Annotated in this window: 20 protein-coding genes; 15 read left to right on the forward strand and 5 right to left on the reverse strand. The window is 46.4% G+C overall.

Annotated features, from left to right (window positions below):
• The first annotated feature begins 27 nt into the window (after positions 1–27).
• The 5 genes from L0M14_RS10490 to L0M14_RS10515 all read left to right on the forward strand — a co-directional run bounded on the left by L0M14_RS10490 (position 28) and on the right by L0M14_RS10515 (position 8,811).
• Positions 28–3,876: a beta-L-arabinofuranosidase domain-containing protein gene (locus tag L0M14_RS10490; RefSeq protein WP_235122050.1), complete on the forward strand. Its 3,849-nt coding sequence runs from the start codon at positions 28–30 to the stop codon at positions 3,874–3,876.
• A 16-nt stretch (positions 3,877–3,892) separates the two neighbouring features.
• Positions 3,893–5,098 carry a cohesin domain-containing protein gene (locus L0M14_RS10495; RefSeq protein ID WP_235122051.1) on the forward strand — a complete coding sequence of 402 codons (1,206 nt, stop codon included), beginning with the start codon at positions 3,893–3,895 and terminating at the stop codon, positions 5,096–5,098.
• Positions 5,099–5,383: 285 nt separating this feature from the next.
• On the forward strand, positions 5,384–6,925 hold the full coding sequence (locus L0M14_RS10500) for a helix-turn-helix domain-containing protein (protein ID WP_235122052.1): 1,542 nt from the start codon (positions 5,384–5,386) through the stop codon (positions 6,923–6,925).
• Between the two features lie 360 nt (positions 6,926–7,285).
• Positions 7,286–8,335, forward strand: coding sequence for an NAD(P)-dependent alcohol dehydrogenase (locus tag L0M14_RS10510; protein WP_235122053.1), 1,050 nt, complete (start codon positions 7,286–7,288; stop codon positions 8,333–8,335).
• Between the two features lie 80 nt (positions 8,336–8,415).
• Positions 8,416–8,811, forward strand: a complete 396-nt coding sequence (locus tag L0M14_RS10515) for a cupin domain-containing protein (RefSeq protein WP_235122054.1) — start codon at positions 8,416–8,418, stop codon at positions 8,809–8,811.
• 113 nt (positions 8,812–8,924) lie between these two features.
• Here the strand turns inward: L0M14_RS10515 and L0M14_RS10520 are convergent, their stop codons facing one another.
• Positions 8,925–9,152, reverse strand: a complete 228-nt coding sequence (locus L0M14_RS10520; protein ID WP_235122055.1) for a hypothetical protein — start codon at positions 9,150–9,152, stop codon at positions 8,925–8,927.
• 155 nt (positions 9,153–9,307) lie between these two features.
• Between L0M14_RS10520 and L0M14_RS10525 the strand changes: the two genes are divergently transcribed.
• The 3 genes from L0M14_RS10525 to L0M14_RS10535 all read left to right on the forward strand — a co-directional run bounded on the left by L0M14_RS10525 (position 9,308) and on the right by L0M14_RS10535 (position 11,459).
• Entirely contained in the window at positions 9,308–9,943 is a 636-nt protein-coding gene (locus L0M14_RS10525; protein WP_235122056.1) for a pentapeptide repeat-containing protein, read from the forward strand.
• 159 nt (positions 9,944–10,102) lie between these two features.
• Complete coding sequence (locus L0M14_RS10530; protein ID WP_235122057.1) at positions 10,103–10,513, forward strand: hypothetical protein; 411 nt, start codon at positions 10,103–10,105, stop codon at positions 10,511–10,513.
• Positions 10,514–10,613: 100 nt separating this feature from the next.
• The gene (locus L0M14_RS10535; protein WP_235122058.1) at positions 10,614–11,459 is read left to right on the forward strand and encodes an RMD1 family protein; all 846 of its coding nucleotides are present in this window, start codon (positions 10,614–10,616) and stop codon (positions 11,457–11,459) included.
• On the opposite strand, the gene L0M14_RS10540 is transcribed toward L0M14_RS10535, so the two are convergent.
• Complete coding sequence (locus L0M14_RS10540; protein ID WP_235122059.1) at positions 11,450–11,920, reverse strand: hypothetical protein; 471 nt, start codon at positions 11,918–11,920, stop codon at positions 11,450–11,452. The genes L0M14_RS10535 and L0M14_RS10540 overlap by 10 nt on opposite strands.
• A 194-nt stretch (positions 11,921–12,114) precedes the next feature.
• On the opposite strand from L0M14_RS10540, the gene L0M14_RS10545 reads away from it, so the two are divergent.
• Positions 12,115–13,461: a diguanylate cyclase domain-containing protein gene (locus L0M14_RS10545; protein ID WP_235122060.1), complete on the forward strand. Its 1,347-nt coding sequence runs from the start codon at positions 12,115–12,117 to the stop codon at positions 13,459–13,461.
• A gap of 1 nt (position 13,462) precedes the next feature.
• Positions 13,463–14,713: an extracellular solute-binding protein gene (locus L0M14_RS10550; protein WP_235122061.1), complete on the forward strand. Its 1,251-nt coding sequence runs from the start codon at positions 13,463–13,465 to the stop codon at positions 14,711–14,713.
• Positions 14,714–14,799: 86 nt separating this feature from the next.
• On the opposite strand, the gene L0M14_RS10555 is transcribed toward L0M14_RS10550, so the two are convergent.
• Positions 14,800–15,276, reverse strand: coding sequence for a hypothetical protein (locus L0M14_RS10555; protein ID WP_235122062.1), 477 nt, complete (start codon positions 15,274–15,276; stop codon positions 14,800–14,802).
• 169 nt (positions 15,277–15,445) lie between these two features.
• On the opposite strand from L0M14_RS10555, the gene rfbG reads away from it, so the two are divergent.
• The 5 genes from rfbG (at position 15,446) to L0M14_RS10580 (ending at position 19,725) form a co-directional block, all read left to right on the forward strand.
• Positions 15,446–16,546: a CDP-glucose 4,6-dehydratase gene (gene rfbG / locus L0M14_RS10560; protein ID WP_235122063.1), complete on the forward strand. Its 1,101-nt coding sequence runs from the start codon at positions 15,446–15,448 to the stop codon at positions 16,544–16,546.
• Between the two features lie 4 nt (positions 16,547–16,550).
• Entirely contained in the window at positions 16,551–17,126 is a 576-nt protein-coding gene (gene rfbC, locus L0M14_RS10565; RefSeq protein ID WP_235122064.1) for a dTDP-4-dehydrorhamnose 3,5-epimerase, read from the forward strand.
• Positions 17,123–17,899 (forward strand): glycosyltransferase family 2 protein, encoded by a 777-nt coding sequence (locus tag L0M14_RS10570; RefSeq protein ID WP_235122065.1) that lies wholly within the window; start codon positions 17,123–17,125, stop codon positions 17,897–17,899. Before rfbC ends, L0M14_RS10570 begins: the two co-directional genes overlap by 4 nt.
• 19 nt (positions 17,900–17,918) lie before the next feature.
• Positions 17,919–18,530: a GNAT family N-acetyltransferase gene (locus L0M14_RS10575; RefSeq protein ID WP_235122066.1), complete on the forward strand. Its 612-nt coding sequence runs from the start codon at positions 17,919–17,921 to the stop codon at positions 18,528–18,530.
• A 64-nt stretch (positions 18,531–18,594) separates the two neighbouring features.
• Positions 18,595–19,725, forward strand: coding sequence for a DegT/DnrJ/EryC1/StrS family aminotransferase (locus L0M14_RS10580; protein ID WP_235122067.1), 1,131 nt, complete (start codon positions 18,595–18,597; stop codon positions 19,723–19,725).
• 64 nt (positions 19,726–19,789) lie between these two features.
• Here the strand turns inward: L0M14_RS10580 and L0M14_RS10585 are convergent, their stop codons facing one another.
• A complete protein-coding gene (locus tag L0M14_RS10585) occupies positions 19,790–20,788 on the reverse strand; it encodes a glycosyltransferase family 2 protein (RefSeq protein ID WP_235122068.1) in 999 nt (332 codons plus the stop codon).
• A 40-nt stretch (positions 20,789–20,828) separates the two neighbouring features.
• The gene (gene rfbF / locus L0M14_RS10590) at positions 20,829–21,599 is read right to left on the reverse strand and encodes a glucose-1-phosphate cytidylyltransferase (RefSeq protein WP_235122069.1); all 771 of its coding nucleotides are present in this window, start codon (positions 21,597–21,599) and stop codon (positions 20,829–20,831) included.
• Positions 21,600–21,883: the final 284 nt, after the last annotated feature.

Here is a 21,883-nt window from a genome sequence, read left to right on the forward strand (position 1 = left end):
ATTCACACGGAGGAGGTACAAAGACTGATGATCCAACGATCCAGAATGAAACGACGGATGGCGATTTTTTTAGTAGCGCTAATGATCACCAGCTTGTTCCAATCGTTTATGGCGGTCGCATTCGCGGCTGACGACATGCTCGCTTGGTATCAATTTGATCAAGCGGATGGAGGCAAGGTTAAAGATTTGTCCGGCAAAGGCAATGATGCTACGGTTGTCGGCAGCACGGCCCTGGTTGACGGACGGGATGGCAAGTCCATCAGTTTGACAGGCGGATACGTCCAGCTGCCCAATAACTTGTTAAACAACGCTACAGCCATCACGATATCGACATGGGTACAAATGGATAGTGTGCAAAGCTATTCGCGGATATTTGATTTCGGCAGCGGCACAACTCGCTATCTATTCTTGACCTCGACCGGCAGAAATGACGGAGCGGAAGGTCTGGCTGCAGCGATTACGACAAATGGATGGGGAAGTGAAGAGCACGTCACCAAAGGAACTGACTTGGCCACGGGTGTATGGAAGCACGTTGCTTTGGTCATTTCCGGTAGCACAGGGACTTTGTACGAAGATGGGGTGAAAGTAGCGGAAAATAAGGAGCTTACCCTAAATCCGTCCAGTCTCGGAAACACAACAGCAAATTTTATAGGAAAATCGCAGTTCAGCGGAGATCCGACATTTAGAGGGAAGTTTGATGATTTCCGTATTTATAACAGAGCGTTAAGCGGCTCCGAAATTATGGATGCGATGGGGCTGACAGCCGATGAGATTGTCAAATCGGATCGGGATTCGATTAATCTTGGCAATCTGTTCACCGTTGATTCTGATATCACATTGCCTACGCAGGGACCGCTTGGCTCTTCAATCACTTGGCGGTCCAGTAATGAAAGCGTTATTGACACTAATGGCAAAGTCACCCGACCGGAGCCGGGTCAAGGCAATGCCAACGTTGATTTGACGGCTACGATTTCGATGAACGGATCCAGCGTAACCAGGGAGTTCAACGTGACGGTGCTCGCTTTACTATCCGATACCGAGATTGTGAGTACGGATAAGGAAAATCTTAGTTTGGGGGATTTGGATGAAGGTGTTACTTCAGATGTGAATCTGCCTAGCACTGGCCAACTCGGGTCTGTGATCTCCTGGCAGACGAGTAACGCAAGTGTCATGGATGCCAGCGGCAAAGTCACCCGACCCGACAACGGCCAAGGTGATGCAGAAGTGACCCTCACAGCTACATTGACACATGGTCAGGCGATGGATACGAAAATTTTCCATACTAAGGTCATTGAGAAGTCCTTTGTACTTGCGATTAAGAGTATCGAGGCCATCCATGTTCAGACTGTAGCAGGTACAGCCCCGACACTTCCGGATTCCGTGATTGGGGAATATAACGACGGGAAATCATCGAGACAGATGAAGGTCGTATGGGATCCTATAGATTCTGCTCAGTACACGCAGACAGGAGATTTCCAAGTTGAAGGAAATGTTCAGGGAACGGAGATTCAAGCAGTTGCTCATGTCTCAGTAAAAAGCATAATGTTCCAGGCTACCTGGAATACGAACCGTTTGATGCCGGGAGAGAAACTGCAGACTGTGGTAGAAGGAAAGAACACAAGCGACAATGCCGTTCCGGCTTTGGTGACCTTAGCACTTTATGATCAGGAAGGTAAAATGCGGCAAGCCGTGCATGACTCCAAAGAAGTTGGGGCACAATCTTCTGCCAGCCTGACTGCGGAGTTGGAGCTTCCTGCCGACGTTACGGGTTATACCGCTAAGGTGTTTGTGTGGGAAGGCGATGATATCAAAGCCTCGAGCTTACAGCCTCTTGCCGGTGTCGTCCAGCTTGGTCACATTGCGGGACCTCCTGCGATTCCCGCTGGCTTAGCCGCTGTAACGGAGGAAGGGACTTCCCAAGTGATCGTGTCCTGGGAGGAGACGGAAGGAGCAGAAAGCTACGACTTGGAAGTGGATGGAGTTGTTATGAACCATGTGACAAGTCCTTATCACTACAGCGGCACCTATAACTCTACACACTCTTTTGCAGTTAGAGCTGTAAGTAAGGATGGCGCAAGTGCATGGAGCCTCTCCCAGAGCGCAACCATTCAAGCAGTGCCCGGCAATGCCAGTTGGGTCGTACAGCCGTTTAGCTTGAAACAGGTTTCACTGGAATCCAGCCCTTTCACCGAAAACAGAGATCGCACCTACTCCATGCTGTTATTCCTGGACAATGACCGCATGCTGTACAACTTCCGGGCCGCTGCCGGACTCTCAACAGAAGGAGCGCAGCCGCTGGGCGGTTGGGATGCTCCGAACTCCAATCTTCGCGGACATTCCACCGGGCATTATTTGTCAGCATTGTCCATGGCGTATGCAAGCAGCGGTGATACGAGATTCAAGGATAAGCTTGATGATATGATCACCGAATTAGGCAAGGTTCAGGATGCAATGCCATCCCAGGGCTATAGTGAGGGATTTTTGAGCGGATATTCCGAGGATCAATTCATAAAACTGGAGTCTTACGCGTCTTATCCAACGATTTGGGCCCCTTACTACACACTACATAAAATTATGGCCGGTTTGGTAGATGCGTACCGCTATACGGGGAATGAACAGGCGCTTGATATCGCCGATAAGATGGGCGATTGGGTCTACGGAAGGCTTAGCGTACTACCCAAAGAGCAACTGAAGAAGATGTGGAGTCTATACATCGCCGGCGAGTACGGCGGAATGAATGACGTCATGGCTGAGCTGTATGCGATTACCGGTAAGGAACAGCACTTGAAGACTGCTCAATTTTTCGATAATGAGACGTTATTTGCTCCGACAGCTGACAACATCGATACACTGACGGGGAAACATGCGAATCAGCATATTCCACAAATTACAGGCGCACTGCGCGTTTATGATCAAACCAATGATGCGAGCTATTACAAGGTTGCCGAAAACTTCTGGCACATGGTCGTTGATAAACGCACTTTTAGCATCGGTGGAACCGGCGAAGGCGAGTTTTTCAAGGGCGCTGACGCTATCGCATCCATCATTGACGATAAAGATGCCGAAACCTGTGCAACCTACAACATGCTCAAACTGACGCGCAATCTGTTCTTCCATAATCCGGACCCGCAGTACATGGATTACTATGAAAGAGCGCTATACAACCACATTCTTGCTTCTCAGAACCAAGCTGATCCGCATGGCGGTACGACCTACTTCGTTCCGCTGGGTCCGGGCAATCAAAAGAGCTATTCCAATGACTATAATTCATTCACCTGCTGCATGGGAACCGGTCTTGAGAATCATGTGAAATACCAGGAGTCCATCTATTTCTACTCAACGGATTTATCGACATTGTATGTCAATCTGTATATTCCTTCGACTTTGCACTGGGAAGCTAAAGGCTTCACGATTAAACAAACGACGTCTTATCCGAATGAAGGCGCAACTTCACTCACTGTTGACGGCAGCGGCCAGCTGGATATCAAGCTGCGCGTTCCATACTGGGTAGAGGAAGGGTATACGGTTAAAGTTAACGGCGTTGAACAAAATATCGCGGCTGTTCCCGGTACCTATGTCACCATCAGCAGGGTCTGGTCGCCTGGAGACAAAATCGATATCTCCATGCCGTTCAGTCTGCGTCTAGAGAAGACGCCAGATGATCCTAGCACCGGCAGCATCATGTATGGACCACTCCTCATGGTCGGCAAAAGCAACAGTACATCCTGGACGAATCTGAAGCTGAACACGGAAAACTTGTCCCAGTCCATCACACCGACAGGCACGTTAAGCTTTTCGACCAATGGTATTCCATTGGTTCCCATGTACCAGGCTTATAATTTCCGTTATCATGCTTACTTCAAAATCAATCAGTAAAGGAGGGAACATCCCGATGTACAAACGAATCACAATCTTGTGTATGTCGATTATGATCGCGGCTTCTCTGACTGTCTCTGCCTCGGCAGCTGGAGCGAATGCGTTGTCCGGCAATCAGGAGATACATCTCGATTCCATCGTCGTTGATCAAGCCTCCCGCTTTGTGACCATTAAGGGCGATATCACCGCAGGCGAAGGATCAGAAGTAACTGCCAGAGTGATTGATCCAAACGGAAAAGTAGATTACATGAATCAGACAACGAGCGGACCGAATGGTGCTTTTGCTTTTACTTACGTGCCCAATGAGGCGGTCAGCGGGGATTATCAGTTGAGTGTTGGAGGCGAAGGAGTGAATTCGCCGGTTGGCAGTCAGTTCGAAATCGGAGAAGCCGGTACAATAGCCGGTGCAACCTTATCCGGTCCCGACTCTGTCTCCTCCGGACAATCGTTTGATCTGACATATGGACTGCAGCATGTCGGTCAAGAGGTAGCGGCGGAAGATATTACTGTGACTTATGACACGTATAAGCTGAACTTCGCCTCTGCGACGTCCCTGGATGAAGACACGTTCGCCATCGTCGGTCAGAAGGAATCTCCCGGACAGGTTCGATTACTAGGCGTCCACTTGGCGGAGTCCGGCACGAATCCGAATAAATCCTTGATGACACTCACCTTCACAGCTAAAACAGATGTATCTTCAGGAATTGCGGCTATCGCAGTTGCTCAAGTAATGACTGCCAATCAAGCAGGTGTTGAGACAGAGTTAAGCGGAGCTTCCTATCAGGTACAAATCAATACTATAGATAAAACCACCTTGAACGACCTCATTGATGAAGCCCGACAAGCACATGATACGGCTGTAGAAGGCAATCATGCCGGACAATATCCAACCGGAGCCAAAGCGGCTCTGCAGACTGCAATCGATCTAGCCGTCAAAGTGGCCGACAATGGAACAGCAACACAAGAGCAGATTGAGCAGGCGACAACGGATTTGAGTGCAGCATTGACAGCATTCCGTAACTCCGTTATCACTTCCATACCGGGAGATCACAACCATGACGATAAGCTCAGTATCGGTGATTTGGCAATCGTGGCGAACGTCTACGGACTGCAAGAAGGAGACGAAGGATGGGAAGCTGCGCAAAGCAGCGATATCAATCACGACGGCAAAATCGATATTGAGGATCTTGCAGCTTTGGCAAGATTGATTTTGAGCTGGTGAGCATGTAGTTGAGTCTGGTAGGTGGAAAAGAGGCTGGTGAACATTCACCAGTCTTTTCTTATTGTCAATGGAGTCGTATTTGTATCGGAAGATTGATTCTCTTTTTTTAGAAAATCGCATTTTCATAACGGATTCACCGCCAAGTATAGCAGGGGAGGGGGAATTTGGTAAGATGAGCGTGTAATCGCATTCATGGAATCAAAGCTTGATTTAGCTCCTTAATGGAGGTGATTCGATATCAAAAAAGTGTTTGTAATTGACGACGAAATTCTTGTAAGAGAAGCTATGCGGGAGAGAATCGACTGGAAGCGGGAAGGATTTATATACTGCGGTGACGCTCCTGACGGGGAGGTTGCGCTCTCTGTCATTGAACGAGTAAGTCCGGATATTGTAATCACGGATATCGAAATGCCTTTTATGAATGGACTGGAAGTTAGTCGAATTCTCAAAAAAAATATGCCTTCGGTCAAAGTTGTTGTGATGAGTGGTCATGACGAGTTCCGATATGTGAGAGAAGCGCTTCGCTACGGTGTGTTTGAATATTGTTTAAAACCGATATCCCAGGCAGAGCTTCTCGGGATCTTGCGAAAGGTAGCGTCTCAAATTGATGCCGAAAGGCAGCGCATGATGGAGCTTGAGATCATGAAGCAAAGAGCGGAAAGCTTTATCCAGGTTGCCCGCGAAAAACTGCTCCGAGAACTTTGTTTCGGTACAACTCATGCCATTGACATAGGAAAGTCAGCAGCAGAATTAAATCTGGATTTAGCGGCTGATCGCTATATGATTATGATTATCGAATCCCATTTAGATGATGAATATCACCGTGGCAATAGGTCCGGTATACTTAAGGAGATATGCAGTCTCGTGCAGTGTCGACTCACCGAATCTTTTTATTTTCAAATGAACGCCGATACGGTCGTTTGGCTGGTTAAGGGAAATTGTGAGCAGGAGCTGACGAAGCGGGCCGAGCAATTTATACATAGAGACGTGCCTCATGTGGAGATCATGTTGAGCTGTAAGTTATATGTAGGTGTAGGCGGAAGGAAGAGCAGGTTAGACAAGATTCCGAGCTCTTACCAAGAAGCCGTATCGGATCTATCGACTCATTTTGCCAGAAAAGCAGAGAAAAATGGTAAGAATCGTTTCACCATTGCACTAAAAGAGTTTACTCAGATCGACAGGAATAAACTCATCGCATTTATCAAATCGGGAAAAGCCGTGGACGTGGATGCATTCGTGAAGCAGTTCATCGCGCCGTTTAAAGACACAGATTGGGCCCAGTCCTTCACTGGCTATCATCTATGTTTGGATGTACTTCTGACAGCGCTTCCATTCATTCGGGAAACGAATACGAATTCACAATTACAGGATGAATTGATTTTGCAGCTTGAGACAAGTGTTACAGAAATAACAGATTATGGGGCCGCTTTCACATTCATTTCTGAATTATTGGGATTTGTAATCACTCGTCGGGATCGAAAAAAACATAAGAACAACCATGATCTCATAGCAAAAGCGCAGAACTATATCAAGCTGAATTATCATGGTCAGGAATTGTCCCTTCATCTTGTTGCAGATTATGTGAATGTAAGTCCCAGCTATTTCAGTGTTCTTTTTAGCCAATTCACTGGAAAATCCTTTACGGAATACGTAACCTCCATTCGTTTAAAGCGCGCGAAGGAGCTTCTGGAAACATCCGATGCCAAAACTTATGAAATCGCGCATATGGTAGGTTACCAAGACCCTCATTATTTCAGTACGATATTTAAAAAATCGACAGGAATTACAGCAAGAGAGTTTCGAAAGTTTATGCAGCAAGAAGGATAGGAGAGGGGAAGCTTTAATCGATCAGATTGCTCACTTTACTGAAGGACATCTTCTCACTATAAACCTCTTCCCAATAAGGCTCCGACTTGTTCTGCCATGATTTGTGGCGGATGAGGCATACCATTTTTGATCCATCATTCTATGACCCTACTTAGCCTTTTTTATCGATTCTTGTGATTTAAGAATTCTCCGGTCCACCTTTGCCATTATACATCTCACCAAACTTTCCTAAGATAATCAACATTTTTGATTCAAGTGTTGAGATATCAACAAAACACGTTCTTTTAACCATTGAAAGCAGCTTGGTTCTATCTATAATAATAAACAGTTGTTGTTTAATCGGATCGCGGGAGGTTATTTATGATAATTGCTAATGCACGTGCTACATTCAGTCCAGATGGTCCTTTTCAACTAACTACGATTGAGCGGAGAGATCTTCAGCCTCACGATGTCCTAATTGATATTAAATATGCTGGAATCTGTCACTCTGATATTCATACGGCTCGCGGCGAATGGGGACCTGTGAACTATCCTCTCGTTCCCGGGCATGAGATCGCCGGAATTGTTACTCAGGTTGGTTTGGAAGTCACCAAATATACCGTTGGCGACCGGGTAGGGGTAGGCTGCATGGTTGACTCTTGCAGAGAGTGTGCAAACTGCCATAAGGGGGAAGAACAATACTGCTTAAATGGAATGACGGGCACCTATGGAGCGATCGATAGGTATGGGCAATATACGCAAGGCGGTTATTCCACTCACATTGTCGTTACGGAAGATTTCGTGGTAAGAATTCCTGATGGAATGAAGCTTGACGCTGCTGCACCGCTTCTCTGTGCCGGTATCACAACGTATTCGCCGCTGCGCCATTGGGGAGCTGCTCTCGGCAAAAGGGTAGCTGTTGTAGGTCTTGGGGGTCTTGGCCATATGGCCGTGAAGCTTGCTCATGCTATGGGAGCAGAGGTTACCGTCTTGTCACAGTCACTTAAAAAGAAAGAAGACGGCTTGCGGCTTGGAGCAGATCATTATTATGCCACTAGCGATCCCGAGACGTTCACACAACTGGCTGGATCGTTCGACCTCATCGTGAATACGGTGAGCGCGAAGATCGATATGAGCGCCTACCTTTCGCTCTTGGCACTGGACGGCACCTTGGTTAACGTTGGTGCGCCAGCAGAGCCGTTATCTGTGAACGTGTTTTCACTGATTGGTCATCGCCGGTCGTTTGCCGGATCGATGATCGGCGGCATTCGTGAAACACAGGAAATGCTTGATTTTTGCGCTGAACATGGTATAGCTCCTGAGATCGAGGTCATATCCGCCAAGGAAATTGATGAAGCCTGGGAACGCGTATTGGCTTCCGATGTCCGGTACCGATTTGTGATCGACATCAGCACGATGGACAATGAATAACAAAGTTCCTCAGCGCGGGGACTAAATGAGTAATATTTGGAGAAAATCTGAATGACAACGAAAGAAAGTAGGAGTAATCCATGAAAAACGAACAATTAAGCAACAGCACAATCTTTCCGTTAGGACAAAAAGTAGAGCAATACTTTGCCGGTGACGCATACTTACAAATGGTGTTTACCGATCCAACACCACTCAATACAGCTATCGGAAATGTCACGTTTGCTCCAGGCGCTCGCAATAATTGGCACTCTCACCACGCCGGGCAAGTATTATTAGTTACTGGCGGTGAGGGTTGGTATCAAGAAGAAGGAAAACCAGCTCAATCACTCCAAACAGGCGATGTGGTCAACATTCCACCGAATGTGAAACACTGGCACGGAGCTACAAAGGATAGCTGGTTTGTCCATTTAGCGCTTACACCAGGGCAAACAGATTGGCTGGAACCCGTAACCGATGATGAATATAACCAACTGTAAAAAGGCACAAAATGACAAACAGAAACGGCAGCCAATTGAGGCTGCCGTTGTCAGTTTATCGATAAAGCAGGGTCTATTTCGAGCTTCCGTAGCTAATCTATAAATAATGAAGATTAGTCGTCTCCAAACGAAAACAACAGTCCGCCAATCCCGATCAAGAGCAAGGTTCCCAATAAACCAAGGGCTAGGAATCCGAATCCTCCAACGAATAATAACAAATGCGGAAACAAGAAAAAGCAAATCAATCCAATCGGAATGAGCCATATAAGCAGCTTGAAGGTGACCTTTAGTACCTTCCACAGCAAAATCGCGGCAAGGATGCCGATGATGAGATGCAGCATAAGTAACCATCCCTTCCTGAATAGGATATGAGTATTATAACATCTAACGTATGTCGACAAATCGGTCTGCGGCAGGAGAAGCAGCGGAAGGCGAAACATGGGTTGTGTATGGTAAAATGGTCTGGGAATAGTCGGAACATATGATGGAGGGAGAAATGGACTTTAAGATTGAACCGCCCAAAATTCTTACTGAGACTCTCGAAACAATGTCAATCGTGTCTTTCGAATCAAAAGAGGAGATCAGTAACGGAGTTATTGAAAATGTAACCATAGAGCATCAAGAGGCCGTCAGGGTTTCTATGGAGAAAATGATGTTTAGACATGTAACCATTACGGAGTCATCGCTCGAACAAATCGAGTTTACAGATATGGTGTTCGAGAATTGTGATTTTTCAAATGTGAATTTTACAACTTCATTCATCCATCGTACCGAGTTTAGAAATTGTAAACTCATTGGAACGAATTTCTCACAAAGCAGGTTGCAAAATGTCCGATTTCTAAACTGTTTGGGCGATTTTTCTAATTTTCGTTTCATAAATATGAAACAGGTGAGTTTTGAGGATTGTTCCTTACTTAGTGCCGACTTTTACACTGCTGCTCATCAAAAATTAAACTTTACCCGTTGTAACATGGATCAAATGTATATGGTCGGAACAAAGTTAAAGGGAGTAGATCTTAGCGATTGTAGCTTCGATGTTCTAACTGTGGAAGCAGACGATTTAGATGGTTGTATGATTGCTAGTCATCAAGCTTCAACTTTTGTGGGGCTTATGGGAATGATCATTCGGTAAACTTATGAAGTGTGATTACCGCTGTAGTCTAGAATGTTCCTGTTCTAAGCTGCGGCGGTTTCTTTTTATGATTTATGGACAAAATCGCCCTCGATGCCCACTCCCATGCGAAAATTACGCATACAATAACGAAGTTCCACAATTAGGGAGGGTCACTCGATGAGCGATAACAATATCCAGGGCTGTCCAGCGCCGCAAAACATAACCTTAGTTCAACGATTGCAGCCACTTTTGGGAAGAACAGTGACAGTGTTTACACCGGGGTTTCCGCAATTGACCAAAACAACAGGAAAACTGTCTAACGTTACGGCTACAACCTTTACGGTAGGCACCAACCAGATCTTTTTTCAAACTTCCTTTTTTATTGTGCTGAGACATCCGGTGAAGCATGTTAAACCATTTGATTTGACAGCTACTGCTGAAGAAATTGGATCTTTAACCGGCAAATTAATCCGTGTCGGCAAGGATTTCGTAGAATTCGTTCAAGTGCCTGGGAAAAAGGATGTGCCCACTCTATTTCCTTTAAATTTCTTCACTGAGGTCCGTTGCGAACGGGAGCACGATGAATAACGACATCAACCAGTCAATTTCACAACTGACTTTGGATGAAACCGGCAAGATTGGTGAAAAATAGTGGCATCACTTTTTGACAACCAGAAGGGTTGAACCTATGAACGAGATCAAGTTTAAGGCAATTGCGATGACCAATGAAATTGATTTGAACCAAATTGCTATTCATTGCGGAATTCCCAAGAAATATACCTGGGAACAGCCGCTTATCATTCGCCAGTCGGTTTTAAAGACCATCTATAATAAAGAGATCCAAGAGTTTCAGCAGGTCATGGTTTTTTCATTTGGCAGCATTGTGTTCGTCAATCATGCCAACGAGGATGAAATGCGAGTTTTTCTTTCCTTTATCCAAAGCTTCGAACCTGCTATCCAGCTGAGAACCAGCTATTCCTATACGGATGACTACAGTCTTCATATCGATGAATCACAGCAAATGGAACTGACGGATGAATATGTGGTGGTCCGGGAATACGAGTTTTTCCTGCCCGAATTGATCTCTACGGTGTTGGCAAAATCGGTAGCCCTTGAACGGATTGAAGAGCAGCTCGGCAAAATTCAGGATAATCTGGAGCATATGATTGACAGGCTGGAGCGAGGGAAGCTGCGTATCGGCAATAAGGAATTGGCCCAAACAACGGCAAGGGTCATTCGTCACGAGTACAACACACTCGCGTATATTATGATTTTGGATAAGCCCGAATTGACGTGGACTCACAGCTCCGCCAACGAATTTTATGATGCGATGATGAACTTTTTTGAACTCAACGACCGGTATAAAATCATAAAGAGTAAGACGGACACGCTTTATCATATCTTAGAGGGATTTTCGAATATTAGCCATTCCATCCGGGGGCTGTTTGTCGAATGGATTGTCGTGATTCTGATTGTGATTGAAGTATTGATTACGATTCTGCAAATTGTCGGTTGGATTCCGACTCATGGGTAAACGATCATATGAAAAGACACCCTTGCGGGTGTCCCTGATCCTAGGCTGTCGAGTAAATCTCGACGTCTATTTTTTTCTCTGATCCAAGATTCCGCTTCATCTATGTGACTAAAAGATCTCACTTCTATAGATGTCGTAGTGCGTACCGGTGCTTGCTCATAGATCTTGTCCACGGTATATTTCCCAATTAGTGTCTCTGGAGTTACTATGGCCAGGAAACGAACACCACTCGTGAAAGCGGTATTACTGAATTCGTCCAGGATCCATTCCTGATTAACCGGAGTAACGAACTTTATTAGGGAGTCATCGATAATTAGTTTTGCTGCGTGATGCTGTTTAAGTAATTGAAGAGATTTATTCGTACTGGCTTGAAAGACTTCTTTGGATACAAAGTTATTTCTCTTAAGAACGACATAGTTGTATGGATCATTGTGAAATATCGTATAGTGTTCTTCACTCATTATGTTCACCTTTATGATGTAATTTGATCTTCAACGCTTATTGAAGTTAGCCTCAAGTATTATACTCCCCAAATCTAAAGTACGCGAATCATTTTTTTTGCAGGTATTTGGCATGAATAGGTTGAAAGCTTTCCTGTCAGTCAGGTTATCAGACCCGGCATCACGATTCAACGAATGATTGGGGAGAGAGTACTTTGATTTTTACACTTCGAAAACGATTATATATCAGCTTTCTCATCATTATTATGATGTTTATTGCAACCTCCGCGGTAACGACCTTGTTGTCACAGCGCATCGTTCGATTGTCAAACGATATTTTGATATCCAGCAGCCGTATGGAGGTAATTCAGCGGTTGAATTTGTTCGCGCGCACAGCAAACGATAACGGAGCCCATTACTTGCTTGCCCCGTTATATGTCGAAGATACGTTCAAGTCGGACTTCGATGCTGCCGCGCAGTTCGTTGATGAGGAAATTTTACGGCTGTCCGCATTGACTACGGATCCGGTAAGTTTGGGGCAGTTGGATGAATTTAAGGTCAAATGGAGCGCTTATGTGCAATCCAGCCAAAAGATCATTGCTTTAAAGAAAACAGGACTTGTGACGGTTGCACAGGAAAGTTTTACAAAGGACAGCTTCGATCCGATTGCTTTTTCCCTGCATGGTTTTTATGAGAATGAGCAGTCCCGTATTGAAGCTTACCAGAACGAGATCGAACGGAGCAGCCATCTGATCGGAACGGTTAATCTGTTCATGGCGGCGACTGCTGTCGTGGCCTCCCTAATGATTGCGCTTATCCTGTCCAATTATTTGATCCGTCGCATCGATCAGCTGCGAACCTCTACACAGACTGTAGCGAGAGGCGACTGGCAGGTGGATGCGCTGCATTTTAAAGGTAAGGATGAGCTCTCAGATTTGGCCGACGCGTTTAATACGATGACCCACTCGCTTCGAAATTTGATGAATTCCAATCAGACGCTTCAGCAGTTGTCTATGCGAGACGGTCTAACGGGAATTGCCAACCGCAGAAGCTATGACGAAGCGCTGGAGCGCGAGTGGAGCCGGCTTACGCTTACGGATAAGCCGCTGTCGCTCATCTTGATGGATATCGACTACTTCAAAAAATACAATGATCTATATGGACATCAAACAGGGGACAAGTGTTTAATCCAAGTTGCGGCCGTTCTTAGTAAGCAGGTCATGGGTCCGTATGAGGTAGTAGCCAGGTACGGCGGAGAGGAGTTTGCCGTTATTTTACCAGAGCAAACGGAAGAGCAAGCCGTGCAGGTAGCGAAGAGAATTCAGCAGGCGCTGATGGATACGCGCATTCCCCATAAAAATTCGGAAATCAGTGAATTCGTGACTTTAAGTATCGGGATTTCTACGATGAAGCCTGCTCCTCAAATCCTTCCGGCGACGTTGCTGGCACAGGCAGATAAAGCGTTGTACCAAGCGAAAGAAACGGGTAGAAACCAGTACTATCTGTATCAATCAGATCCGGTAGATATTCCGTGTCCGCGAGAGATAGAAGGTGAACAATAACATGAAGAAGCTTATTGGTGCTTTGCTTATATCGATGCTGCTGCTGTTATCAGCATGTACAAACGGAGGCTCCGAAATCTCCAAAGTCAAGCTTACGATGTGGACGACTACTTCGAAGGAGGAAACCGCATTTTTCCAAGAACAAATCCATGCATTTCAAGTCGAGCATCCGGAAATTCAAGTCACCTTGTCGCAGCGTCCTTTTCCGTTCGCAACGCATGAGTTCAAGACATCGATTCTCGGCGACCAGGGAATTGACGTCTTTCGCGCGGATAATTCCTGGATTCCGGAGTACGCAGCTCTGGGCATCTTGTACCAGCTGGATTCGATTGCTTCTCAGGAGGAGCTGTCCTGCTTTGTGCCTTCAGCCTTGAATGCTGCAAGCTATCAAGGGCACGTACTCGGCTTTCCTTCTGTGACGGAAGTGCCGGCCTTACTTTATAATAAAGAGCTGTTAAAACAAGCGGGGTTCACTCATCCGCCGGAAACGATGGACGAACTGTCCGTTATGGCGAAAGCATTAACCGTGGGCAGCCAATACGGGATTTTTGTCACCGAGGATTCATATTTTGCCCTCCCGTATTTGTGGGCATTTGGCGGGGGAATGGTCACAGACGACAGGAAGATCGAAATCGCAACAGCACAATCTCAGCAAGCCTTCGCTTTCATGAGGCAATTGAGGCAGGACGGCGTTACGCAGCCATATCCGGATTTTGTGGATTGGTATAATAAAATGATGAAAGATTTCCAGGACGGAAAGGTTGCCATGATGATGAACGGCCCTTGGGCGATTCATGACGTCCTGCAGGGTAAATCTTTCACAGATTCGGCGAACCTAGGAATTGCTCCCATCCCCAAAGGCCCCTTAGGTCAAGGCTCACCGATTGGAGGGCATAGCTTCGTCATTAACAAGTACAGCAGGCATCCAAAGGAGAGCTACGAATTAATTCGATACTTAACAAGCGCGGAAACGCAAGTCAAGCAAAGCCGGATATTCAAGACGCTGCCGACACAAAAAGCAGCATACGAGGATCCATCGTTAGCCTCCGATTTCATCTTTCAAGGCTTCAAGCAGCAGCTGGAATCGGCTAAATCGCTGCCCAAAATTCCGGAAAACTCCAAGCTGTACCGGGACTTCACTCCTCATGTTCATGCCATGCTGCTAGGCAAAGAAACCGTTCAGGAGGGTGTGCTCAGTATTGAGCGTTCGTGGTTTGAACTGCTGAGGCTAAAAGACGACCCTGCGAAATAATCTAAACATACCTATTCGGAAAATACTAAAAAAAGGGTGTCCCTCAGGCCATGAACTTGGCCAGGGACACCCTTTTCCTATTAAGCTTATTTGAGTTTCTGAAGAAGGCCTATCATGGCTCTTTCATTCAAGTTTAAAGCGTCCAAACGTGCTGAAATCATGGACTCCGCTCCACTTAGCAATTCGCGAAGTTTCGCAACTTGCGCAGCAATCACTTCGGATGTGGGTTCTGCAGCTAGAAGCTGGTCCTGCGTAGTGCTGATTTTTCTTAATAGCTTGGAGACATCTGCTTCTTTTACAAGTTTACTTCCAGTCAATTTGTTAACCTGACGTACGCCCGCCATAATCTGCGAAGTGTTGCTATCGGTCAATCTCCATTTAGCCAATTCAGCTTGGAATTGACGGAATTGCGCGACATCGATGGAGCTGCTATTGAATGAATCGACGGCGGCTTGCACCTCACCGATTTTTTTCAACACGCTACTCACCGTTTTTTTATTCACTCCTGCGGGAATATCCATTTGACCTAATACTTTTTTCAGGCTGTCTGCTAATTTGCTCATATCGTATTCCTCCTTTCTAGTATCTACGATATGTAGGGATCGATAGAATGGATTGGACGATTAAACAAATTCTTTTTTTGTATGCTAGATTATTGTCTCTTTCGATATCTCGCAAAGCAACATATGATATGGCAAGTCTGCGAGTTTGAAGAGAAGAGGTGAGAAGATCATGCGGAACCTGCAACGGGTCGATCCTGACTTCTGGGAGGGGAAGAAGGTTTTCATCACGGGTCATACCGGATTCAAGGGCAGCTGGCTGAGTTTTTGGCTGCAATCAATGGGAGCTGAAGTGACGGGATATGCCCTGCGGCCTCCGACAAATCCGAACCTTTACGATTTAATGCGCATGGGTGACCTGGTAACGTCTCATATCGGGGACATTCGCGATTCGGCTTCGTTAAGCATGGCTTATAGGAAAGCGGCTCCGGATATTGTCTTTCATCTGGCAGCTCAGCCTCTAGTAAGAGATTCCTACGACAACCCGGCTCAGACTTATGAAATCAATGCGATGGGAACTGTGCACTTGCTGGAGACGGTCAGGCAAGCGGCGCTCGGTGGAATCCCCCCGAAAGCCGTCGTTGTGGTGACAACCGATAAGTGCTATGAGAATCAGGAATGGAGCAGAGGGTACCGGGAAACCGACCGCTTGGGAGGGACCGATCCCTATTCTAGCAGCAAGGCATGTGCAGAGTTGATAGCAGCCTGCTATGAAAAAGCATTTTTCGGGCCTCATTCACCGAAGCTTCTGCAAATACCCGTTGCATCGGTGAGAGCCGGCAATGCGATAGGCGGAGGAGATTGGGCGAAGGATCGATTGATCCCGGACAGCATCCGGCAGCTGAGTCGAGGAGAATCTATCAAAATTAGATATCCGCAGGCAATTCGTCCGTGGCAGCATGTTCTGGAACCTCTCTATGGCTACTTGCTTGTTGCACAAAGATTGGTAGAAGACGGATTTTCCTATGCCCAGGCTTGGAATTTTGGTCCTGACCTGGGTCAGACCGCAACCGTGGAGCAGCTTGTCGGCAAGCTGTGCAACTTGTGGGGGAATCCTTCGGCATACACAGTCGAGCAAACCCAACAACATGTGGAATCCCGCTATTTGCAGCTAGATAGCAGCAAAGCCATGCAGCTCCTAGGCTGGAAGCCCCGCTGGGAATTGGACAAAGCCCTCGCTGAGACGGTGCACTGGTATCAGTCCTTGCAACTGCAAAAAGATGTAAGAGAACTTTGTCGGCATCAGATTCATCATTATATGGAAGGGGAGTAGGAGCATGATCATGATACCGGGAAGTCTCCCGGGCGTTTATGAAATTACTTTATCCTCCAACCCGGACCTTCGAGGATATTTCCAACGACTCTATGATGAACAGACGTTTCAGGAGTTTGGACTCCATTGCAACTGGGTACAAGAAAATCGTTCATTTTCCAGAAAAAAGGGAACCATTCGCGGCTTGCATATGCAGTTTGGTGTTCATGCCGAGACCAAGTTAATTCGGGTGAGCAAAGGGGCGATATACGATGTATTTGTCGATCTCAGAAAAGACTCGCCTACTTTTTGCATGTGGGACGCCGTGCTGTTAACCGAGGACAATCAGCGAATGGTGTATATACCGAAGGGCTTCGCGCACGGATTTTGTACACTCGTTGACGACACAGAAGTTGTCTATAAGGTAGATCACGTGTATTCGCCGGCGCATGAAGGAGGGGTTTATTGGAAGGATGAGACGCTGCGTATAAATTGGCCCATTTTAAAGCCGGTTATATCCAACAAGGATCAGCGACTTCCTTCCTTAGAAGTATTTCTTAACCAGCATGAAGATTACCAAAACAGGGGGAGATCCACATGAAACCGCTCGTGAGCATTCTGATTCCCACTTACAATCGTCCTGATTATTTCAAACAAGCTCTGAAAAGCGCACTCAAACAGACATATAGCCATATTGAGATCGTCATTTGCGATAACAGCGACAATGACTTGACGCAAAAAATTGTTGAAAAATATCAATCCAAACCGAACGGATCCACAATCAGGTATATCAAAAATAGTAAAAATATCGGCCCGATTGCTAATCAACAGCAATGTCTGGAGCTAGCTAAGGGAGAGTTCATCAACTATTTGATGGATGACGACTTGTTTCACCCGGAAAAAATCGAGAAAATGATGGACTACATGCTCAAGTATAAAGATGTTACGCTCGTGACTTCACAGCGAAGGGTTATTGATGAAGCCGGCAATCAGCTGTACGTTCCTTCACTTTGGACATTTAAGCGATTGTACGATAAAGATACGATTGTGGACGGCAGGGTACTGAGCAAGAAGCTGCTTCGTGATAAAACGAACTATCTCGGAGAACCGACCACCGTCTTGTTCCGGAGAAAGGCGCTCAAGGAACCCTTTGGCATGCTAATGGGCAAGCAGGTCTATTTTGCCGTTGACATGGCGTCTTGGCTGAATCTGCTGTCGGAAGGGAAAGGCGTCTATATGATTCAGCCGCTTAGCTATTTACGATATCATTCCAAGCAGTTGTCTCAACATAAGGAGGCCAAAAAAATCGCGAAGATGGACAAAGAGACTTTTGTGCGCTTTGCCAAAAAGCAAGGGTACATGAAAGAAAAATAATCATAAAGGAGAATGCCCGATGAAAGAAGTTCTCCGCAGCTATAAACATGCAACCAAGGAAGAAATTGAACACTTCTGTATCCCGATCATCGTGAGCGGAGAAAGAAAAGGTCGCTTGCGTCCCATCACCCTGGAGACTATAGACAATGAATCTGAGATTCAAATGCTCACAGAATGGCGATCGGCTTCGAGTAATTGGTTTACCACACAGTTTCCGTTCTCACAAGCCGGGACAAAGCGTTGGTTACAACGTCAAGTAATCGAGGCTGAGGATCGCATTCTATTTTTCGTAGAAGATGAAGAATATACGCCCATTGGACAAATCGGGCTTATTCATTATGATGAGCAACAAAAAGAGTGTGAATTTGATAACTTGCTGCGAGGCCGAAAAGGTCGTTATGGCAACATCATTATTCATGCGTTGATTGCCATAGGTGCTTGGAGCATCCGGGAGCTGCACATTCAGAGAGGGTATTTGAACGTCTTAGGGGATAATGCACGCGCGATCCGCATTTATCTTGAGCTGGGAGCTCAGGAAGTGAAAAGGACCCCACTTGTGAAAAGGATAGAAGGCGAACAGCTTCGCTGGACAGCAGGGGGCCTGACGAGTCTGGTGAAAGGGAGCTCGTGACGATGGTCATTACAAGAGAAGCTTTTCTTGAAAAATTTATGAAACAGGGATAGGGGGAGTGTCGATGAAAGTCAGGCTGTTCAAACCTTCGGTCGGCGAGGAGGAAATCCAGTCGATTCAAAAGGCCTTCGATGCCGCATGGCTTGGTCTCGGTGCGCGGGTCGGTGAATTTGAGCAAAAATGGAGCCAGTACATCGGCTGCGCCGACTCTGTTGGCGTAAACTCCTGCACGGCTGCGCTGCATCTGGCGCTGTCTGCATTCAGGTTTCCTAAAGGGAAGAAGGTACTCGTTCCAGTGATGACCTTTGCCGCAACAGCTATAGCGGTGCTGTATAATCAGCTTATTCCGGTGTTCGTAGATGTGGATGAGCATACACTGGGCATTAGTCTGGAGGATCTGGAGCGGAAGCACGATAAGGACTGCGTCGCCGTTATACCGGTTCATTTTGCCGGACATCCGGTGCCAATGGATCAGCTGATGAAATGGGCGAAATCCCGCAATTTGAAGGTCGTTGAAGATACGGCACATTCAGCCGGAGGCAAATATCAAGGCAAAGCGCTGGGCACCTGGGGAGATCTGGGCTGCTTCAGTTTCGAAGAGAAAAAGTGCATGACGACCGGGGACGGGGGTATGATTTCCTCACATGATCCTGAGCTGCTGAAGCCGCTCCGTCATTCCAGATGGGTTGGCATCAATAAGGATACGTGGGAACGTTATGAGGAAAACGCTTCTAATAACCAAGAGGCGAACAGCTGGTATTATGAAATTTCTGATATCGGCTACAAATATAATATGAACGATCTGATGGCTTCGATCGGATTAGCACAATTGGAAAAGCTGGACCGGATGAACCGGCGAAGAGAGGCCATTTTACAGCAATATCTAACCGGTCTTCAGCAAAATACGGATGTAAGGTCAGCGGTTCCATATGTACTGCAGGATTCCTCGTATTGGGCTTTTGTCGTTCGAGTTCGTGATAGAGACCGCTTTATTGTACACATGAAGGAGAGAGAGGTTGCGACCGGCGTGCATTATATGCCTTTGACGATGCATCCTCTTTTCAGACCGTATGTGTCCGAAACGCCAACGGCTCTGAGCATTTGGAGAGAGCTTGTGACGCTTCCCCTTTTTCCGGATTTGACGGATGAACAAGTCGAGTATGTCCTTTCGGTCATTCACGATTATCGCGCCTGATCCTTCTCAAACTAAAATCCCCTTTAGCCGCACCTGTAACAGGTCGTTGACTAAAAGGGATTTTTCATCTTCTTTTTTTCTTCCTGCGCTGATCATCCAATTGATCAAGAAGCCGCTTTAATTGCGCCTCTTCCTTCAGAAGCTTCTTTTTATGACATACATCGAGGAGAAGCTGAGCTCTTTTCACCAGATCTGAGTGGTAAGCACGGTTCGTTTCCATGTTCCATTCGGGGAACCTCATGCAGACCTTGCCGCTTAACTTCGTAATAGCTTGCAAGTAAGCGGTGTGATCGGTAAGCAAGCCGTGTTTTCTCGCCGTGAGGATGTGATCGATCCAATCGCAGCAAAGCGCCATTTTTGAAAGAGTGCTTTGCGATATTTGGTTGGCATGCTTGCGGAAAGAATTAAGCGGCGTGGACAGGAATACCGCCTTTTTACCCTCCAGCAAGGACAGCCAGGTAGCAACGTCCACATTATTGTTCGCCAGCTTGCCGTAGAACACACCGAAAGGCTGCTTTAAATCAGCTTTGCGAAACAATACACTTGTCGGTTCACCGATATAATTTTTTCGGTCATACAGCATTCTTTGGATAACCGCATTTCCATCGACAACGTTCTTTTTTTGATTGGGGAGATAGAATGGATGAGCCTGGGACGACAGGTGTATGGCTTGACCTGACATATCAATAACGGCTCTGCGGGACGTGACAAGCGTAATGCGATTATCCTTATTAATCGCTTTTACCATGATCGCGATTTTCTCCGGATGCAGCAGGTCGTCATCCATCAAATAATTGATAAAATCGCCGGACGCAAGATCGAAACACTTCTGCATATTTGCAATCGGGCCGATGTTCGATTTATTTTTCACATACTTTAAGTTGGCTGTGCCTGGCTGTTCTAGATAAGTGGAGACTATTCTCTCAGTCTCGTCATTATTACTGTTATCACAAATAATGATTTCCACATTGGCGTAAGTTTGCTGAAGCGCGCTTTTCAAAGCTTGCTCCACATACTTGGGACGATTATAGGTTGGAAGTAAAATGCTTACAAGCGGATCCATTCCGACTCACCTCCGGACAGAATAATGTAACCCGGGTCTGCTACCAAAGCTTCCAAGGAGCGTTCCCAGCTTCCCACAACCTCTGCAGGTGGTGTTTATCGTGCAGTGTATCCATCGCATACCAAAATCCGCCGTGCTGAAATGCATGCAGCTGCCCGGACGCTGCGAGTTGTTCGAGCGGCTCTTTTTCAAAGACAGAGCTATCATCCTTAATCAATTCCAACACCTCCGGCTGCAGGACAAAGAAACCGCCATTCACCCAGATACCGTCTCCGCGCGGTTTTTCGTTAAATCGTTGGACCTGTTGATCGCTAGCAATGGTTAAAGAGCCGAATCGGCCGGTGGGCTGTACAGCTGTTACAGTAGCCAGCTTACCATGTGATTCATGGAACTGGACGACGTCCTGTATATTCACATTGGTCAGACCGTCACCGTAGGTGAGCAGAAACGGCTCGTCGCCGAGATAACTGCGGATTCGTTTGATCCGTCCGCCGGTCATCGTGGTTTCACCAGTCTCCGCTAAGGTAACGATCCAAGGCTCCGTCGCAGTCGGATGAATGGTCAGACTCCTCTTGTTGAAATCCAAGGTGACATCGGAGGCGTTTCTTACATAATTGGCAAAATAGTCTTTGATGACATAGCCTTTATAGCCCAAACAAACGATGAATTCATGGAACCCAAAATGGGAGTAGAGTTTCATAATATGCCACAGGATAGGTTTACCTCCGATTTCAATCATCGGCTTAGGCACAGCATGAGATTCTTCCCGTATTCTTGAGCCCAAGCCTCCAGCCAGGATCACGACTTTCATACACATTCCTCCTGACGCTATTGAACTAGATTACTATAGGATATGCGAGAAATGCCGAAATGACAGGGACAAGAGTAAAGAGGGGAAAAGTAAATGCTACAGTATACATTCGATAAACAGTAATCCTTCAATCAGACAGCGAATTGGATTCAGATAGCTGGTTTTCGGATACGATTTCGAAGGGAGGCTGCTGTGAGTAGTGCAGCCGTTTATGCAGAAGTACAGACGTCGCGGGTAACCCAACCCATCTATAAGCTAAGTGTAACAGTTGCGGCTGATATGAA

The sequence above is a fragment of the Paenibacillus hexagrammi genome (assembly GCF_021513275.1).
Taxonomy (GTDB): domain Bacteria; phylum Bacillota; class Bacilli; order Paenibacillales; family NBRC-103111; genus Paenibacillus_E; species Paenibacillus_E hexagrammi.

Coding starts and splice junctions, on each gene's coding strand:
- L0M14_RS10490 (WP_235122050.1), top strand. CDS start 28: ATGATCCAACGATCCAGAATGAAACGACGGATGGCGATTTTTTTAGTA.
- L0M14_RS10495 (WP_235122051.1), top strand. CDS start 3,893: ATGTACAAACGAATCACAATCTTGTGTATGTCGATTATGATCGCGGCT.
- L0M14_RS10500 (WP_235122052.1), top strand. CDS start 5,384: ATGCGGGAGAGAATCGACTGGAAGCGGGAAGGATTTATATACTGCGGT.
- L0M14_RS10510 (WP_235122053.1), top strand. CDS start 7,286: ATGATAATTGCTAATGCACGTGCTACATTCAGTCCAGATGGTCCTTTT.
- L0M14_RS10515 (WP_235122054.1), top strand. CDS start 8,416: ATGAAAAACGAACAATTAAGCAACAGCACAATCTTTCCGTTAGGACAA.
- L0M14_RS10520 (WP_235122055.1), bottom strand. CDS start 9,152: ATGCTGCATCTCATCATCGGCATCCTTGCCGCGATTTTGCTGTGGAAG.
- L0M14_RS10525 (WP_235122056.1), top strand. CDS start 9,308: ATGGACTTTAAGATTGAACCGCCCAAAATTCTTACTGAGACTCTCGAA.
- L0M14_RS10530 (WP_235122057.1), top strand. CDS start 10,103: ATGAGCGATAACAATATCCAGGGCTGTCCAGCGCCGCAAAACATAACC.
- L0M14_RS10535 (WP_235122058.1), top strand. CDS start 10,614: ATGAACGAGATCAAGTTTAAGGCAATTGCGATGACCAATGAAATTGAT.
- L0M14_RS10540 (WP_235122059.1), bottom strand. CDS start 11,920: ATGAGTGAAGAACACTATACGATATTTCACAATGATCCATACAACTAT.
- L0M14_RS10550 (WP_235122061.1), top strand. CDS start 13,463: ATGAAGAAGCTTATTGGTGCTTTGCTTATATCGATGCTGCTGCTGTTA.
- L0M14_RS10555 (WP_235122062.1), bottom strand. CDS start 15,276: ATGAGCAAATTAGCAGACAGCCTGAAAAAAGTATTAGGTCAAATGGAT.
- rfbG (WP_235122063.1), top strand. CDS start 15,446: ATGCGGAACCTGCAACGGGTCGATCCTGACTTCTGGGAGGGGAAGAAG.
- rfbC (WP_235122064.1), top strand. CDS start 16,551: ATGATCATGATACCGGGAAGTCTCCCGGGCGTTTATGAAATTACTTTA.
- L0M14_RS10570 (WP_235122065.1), top strand. CDS start 17,123: ATGAAACCGCTCGTGAGCATTCTGATTCCCACTTACAATCGTCCTGAT.
- L0M14_RS10575 (WP_235122066.1), top strand. CDS start 17,919: ATGAAAGAAGTTCTCCGCAGCTATAAACATGCAACCAAGGAAGAAATT.
- L0M14_RS10580 (WP_235122067.1), top strand. CDS start 18,595: ATGAAAGTCAGGCTGTTCAAACCTTCGGTCGGCGAGGAGGAAATCCAG.
- L0M14_RS10585 (WP_235122068.1), bottom strand. CDS start 20,788: ATGGATCCGCTTGTAAGCATTTTACTTCCAACCTATAATCGTCCCAAG.
- rfbF (WP_235122069.1), bottom strand. CDS start 21,599: ATGAAAGTCGTGATCCTGGCTGGAGGCTTGGGCTCAAGAATACGGGAA.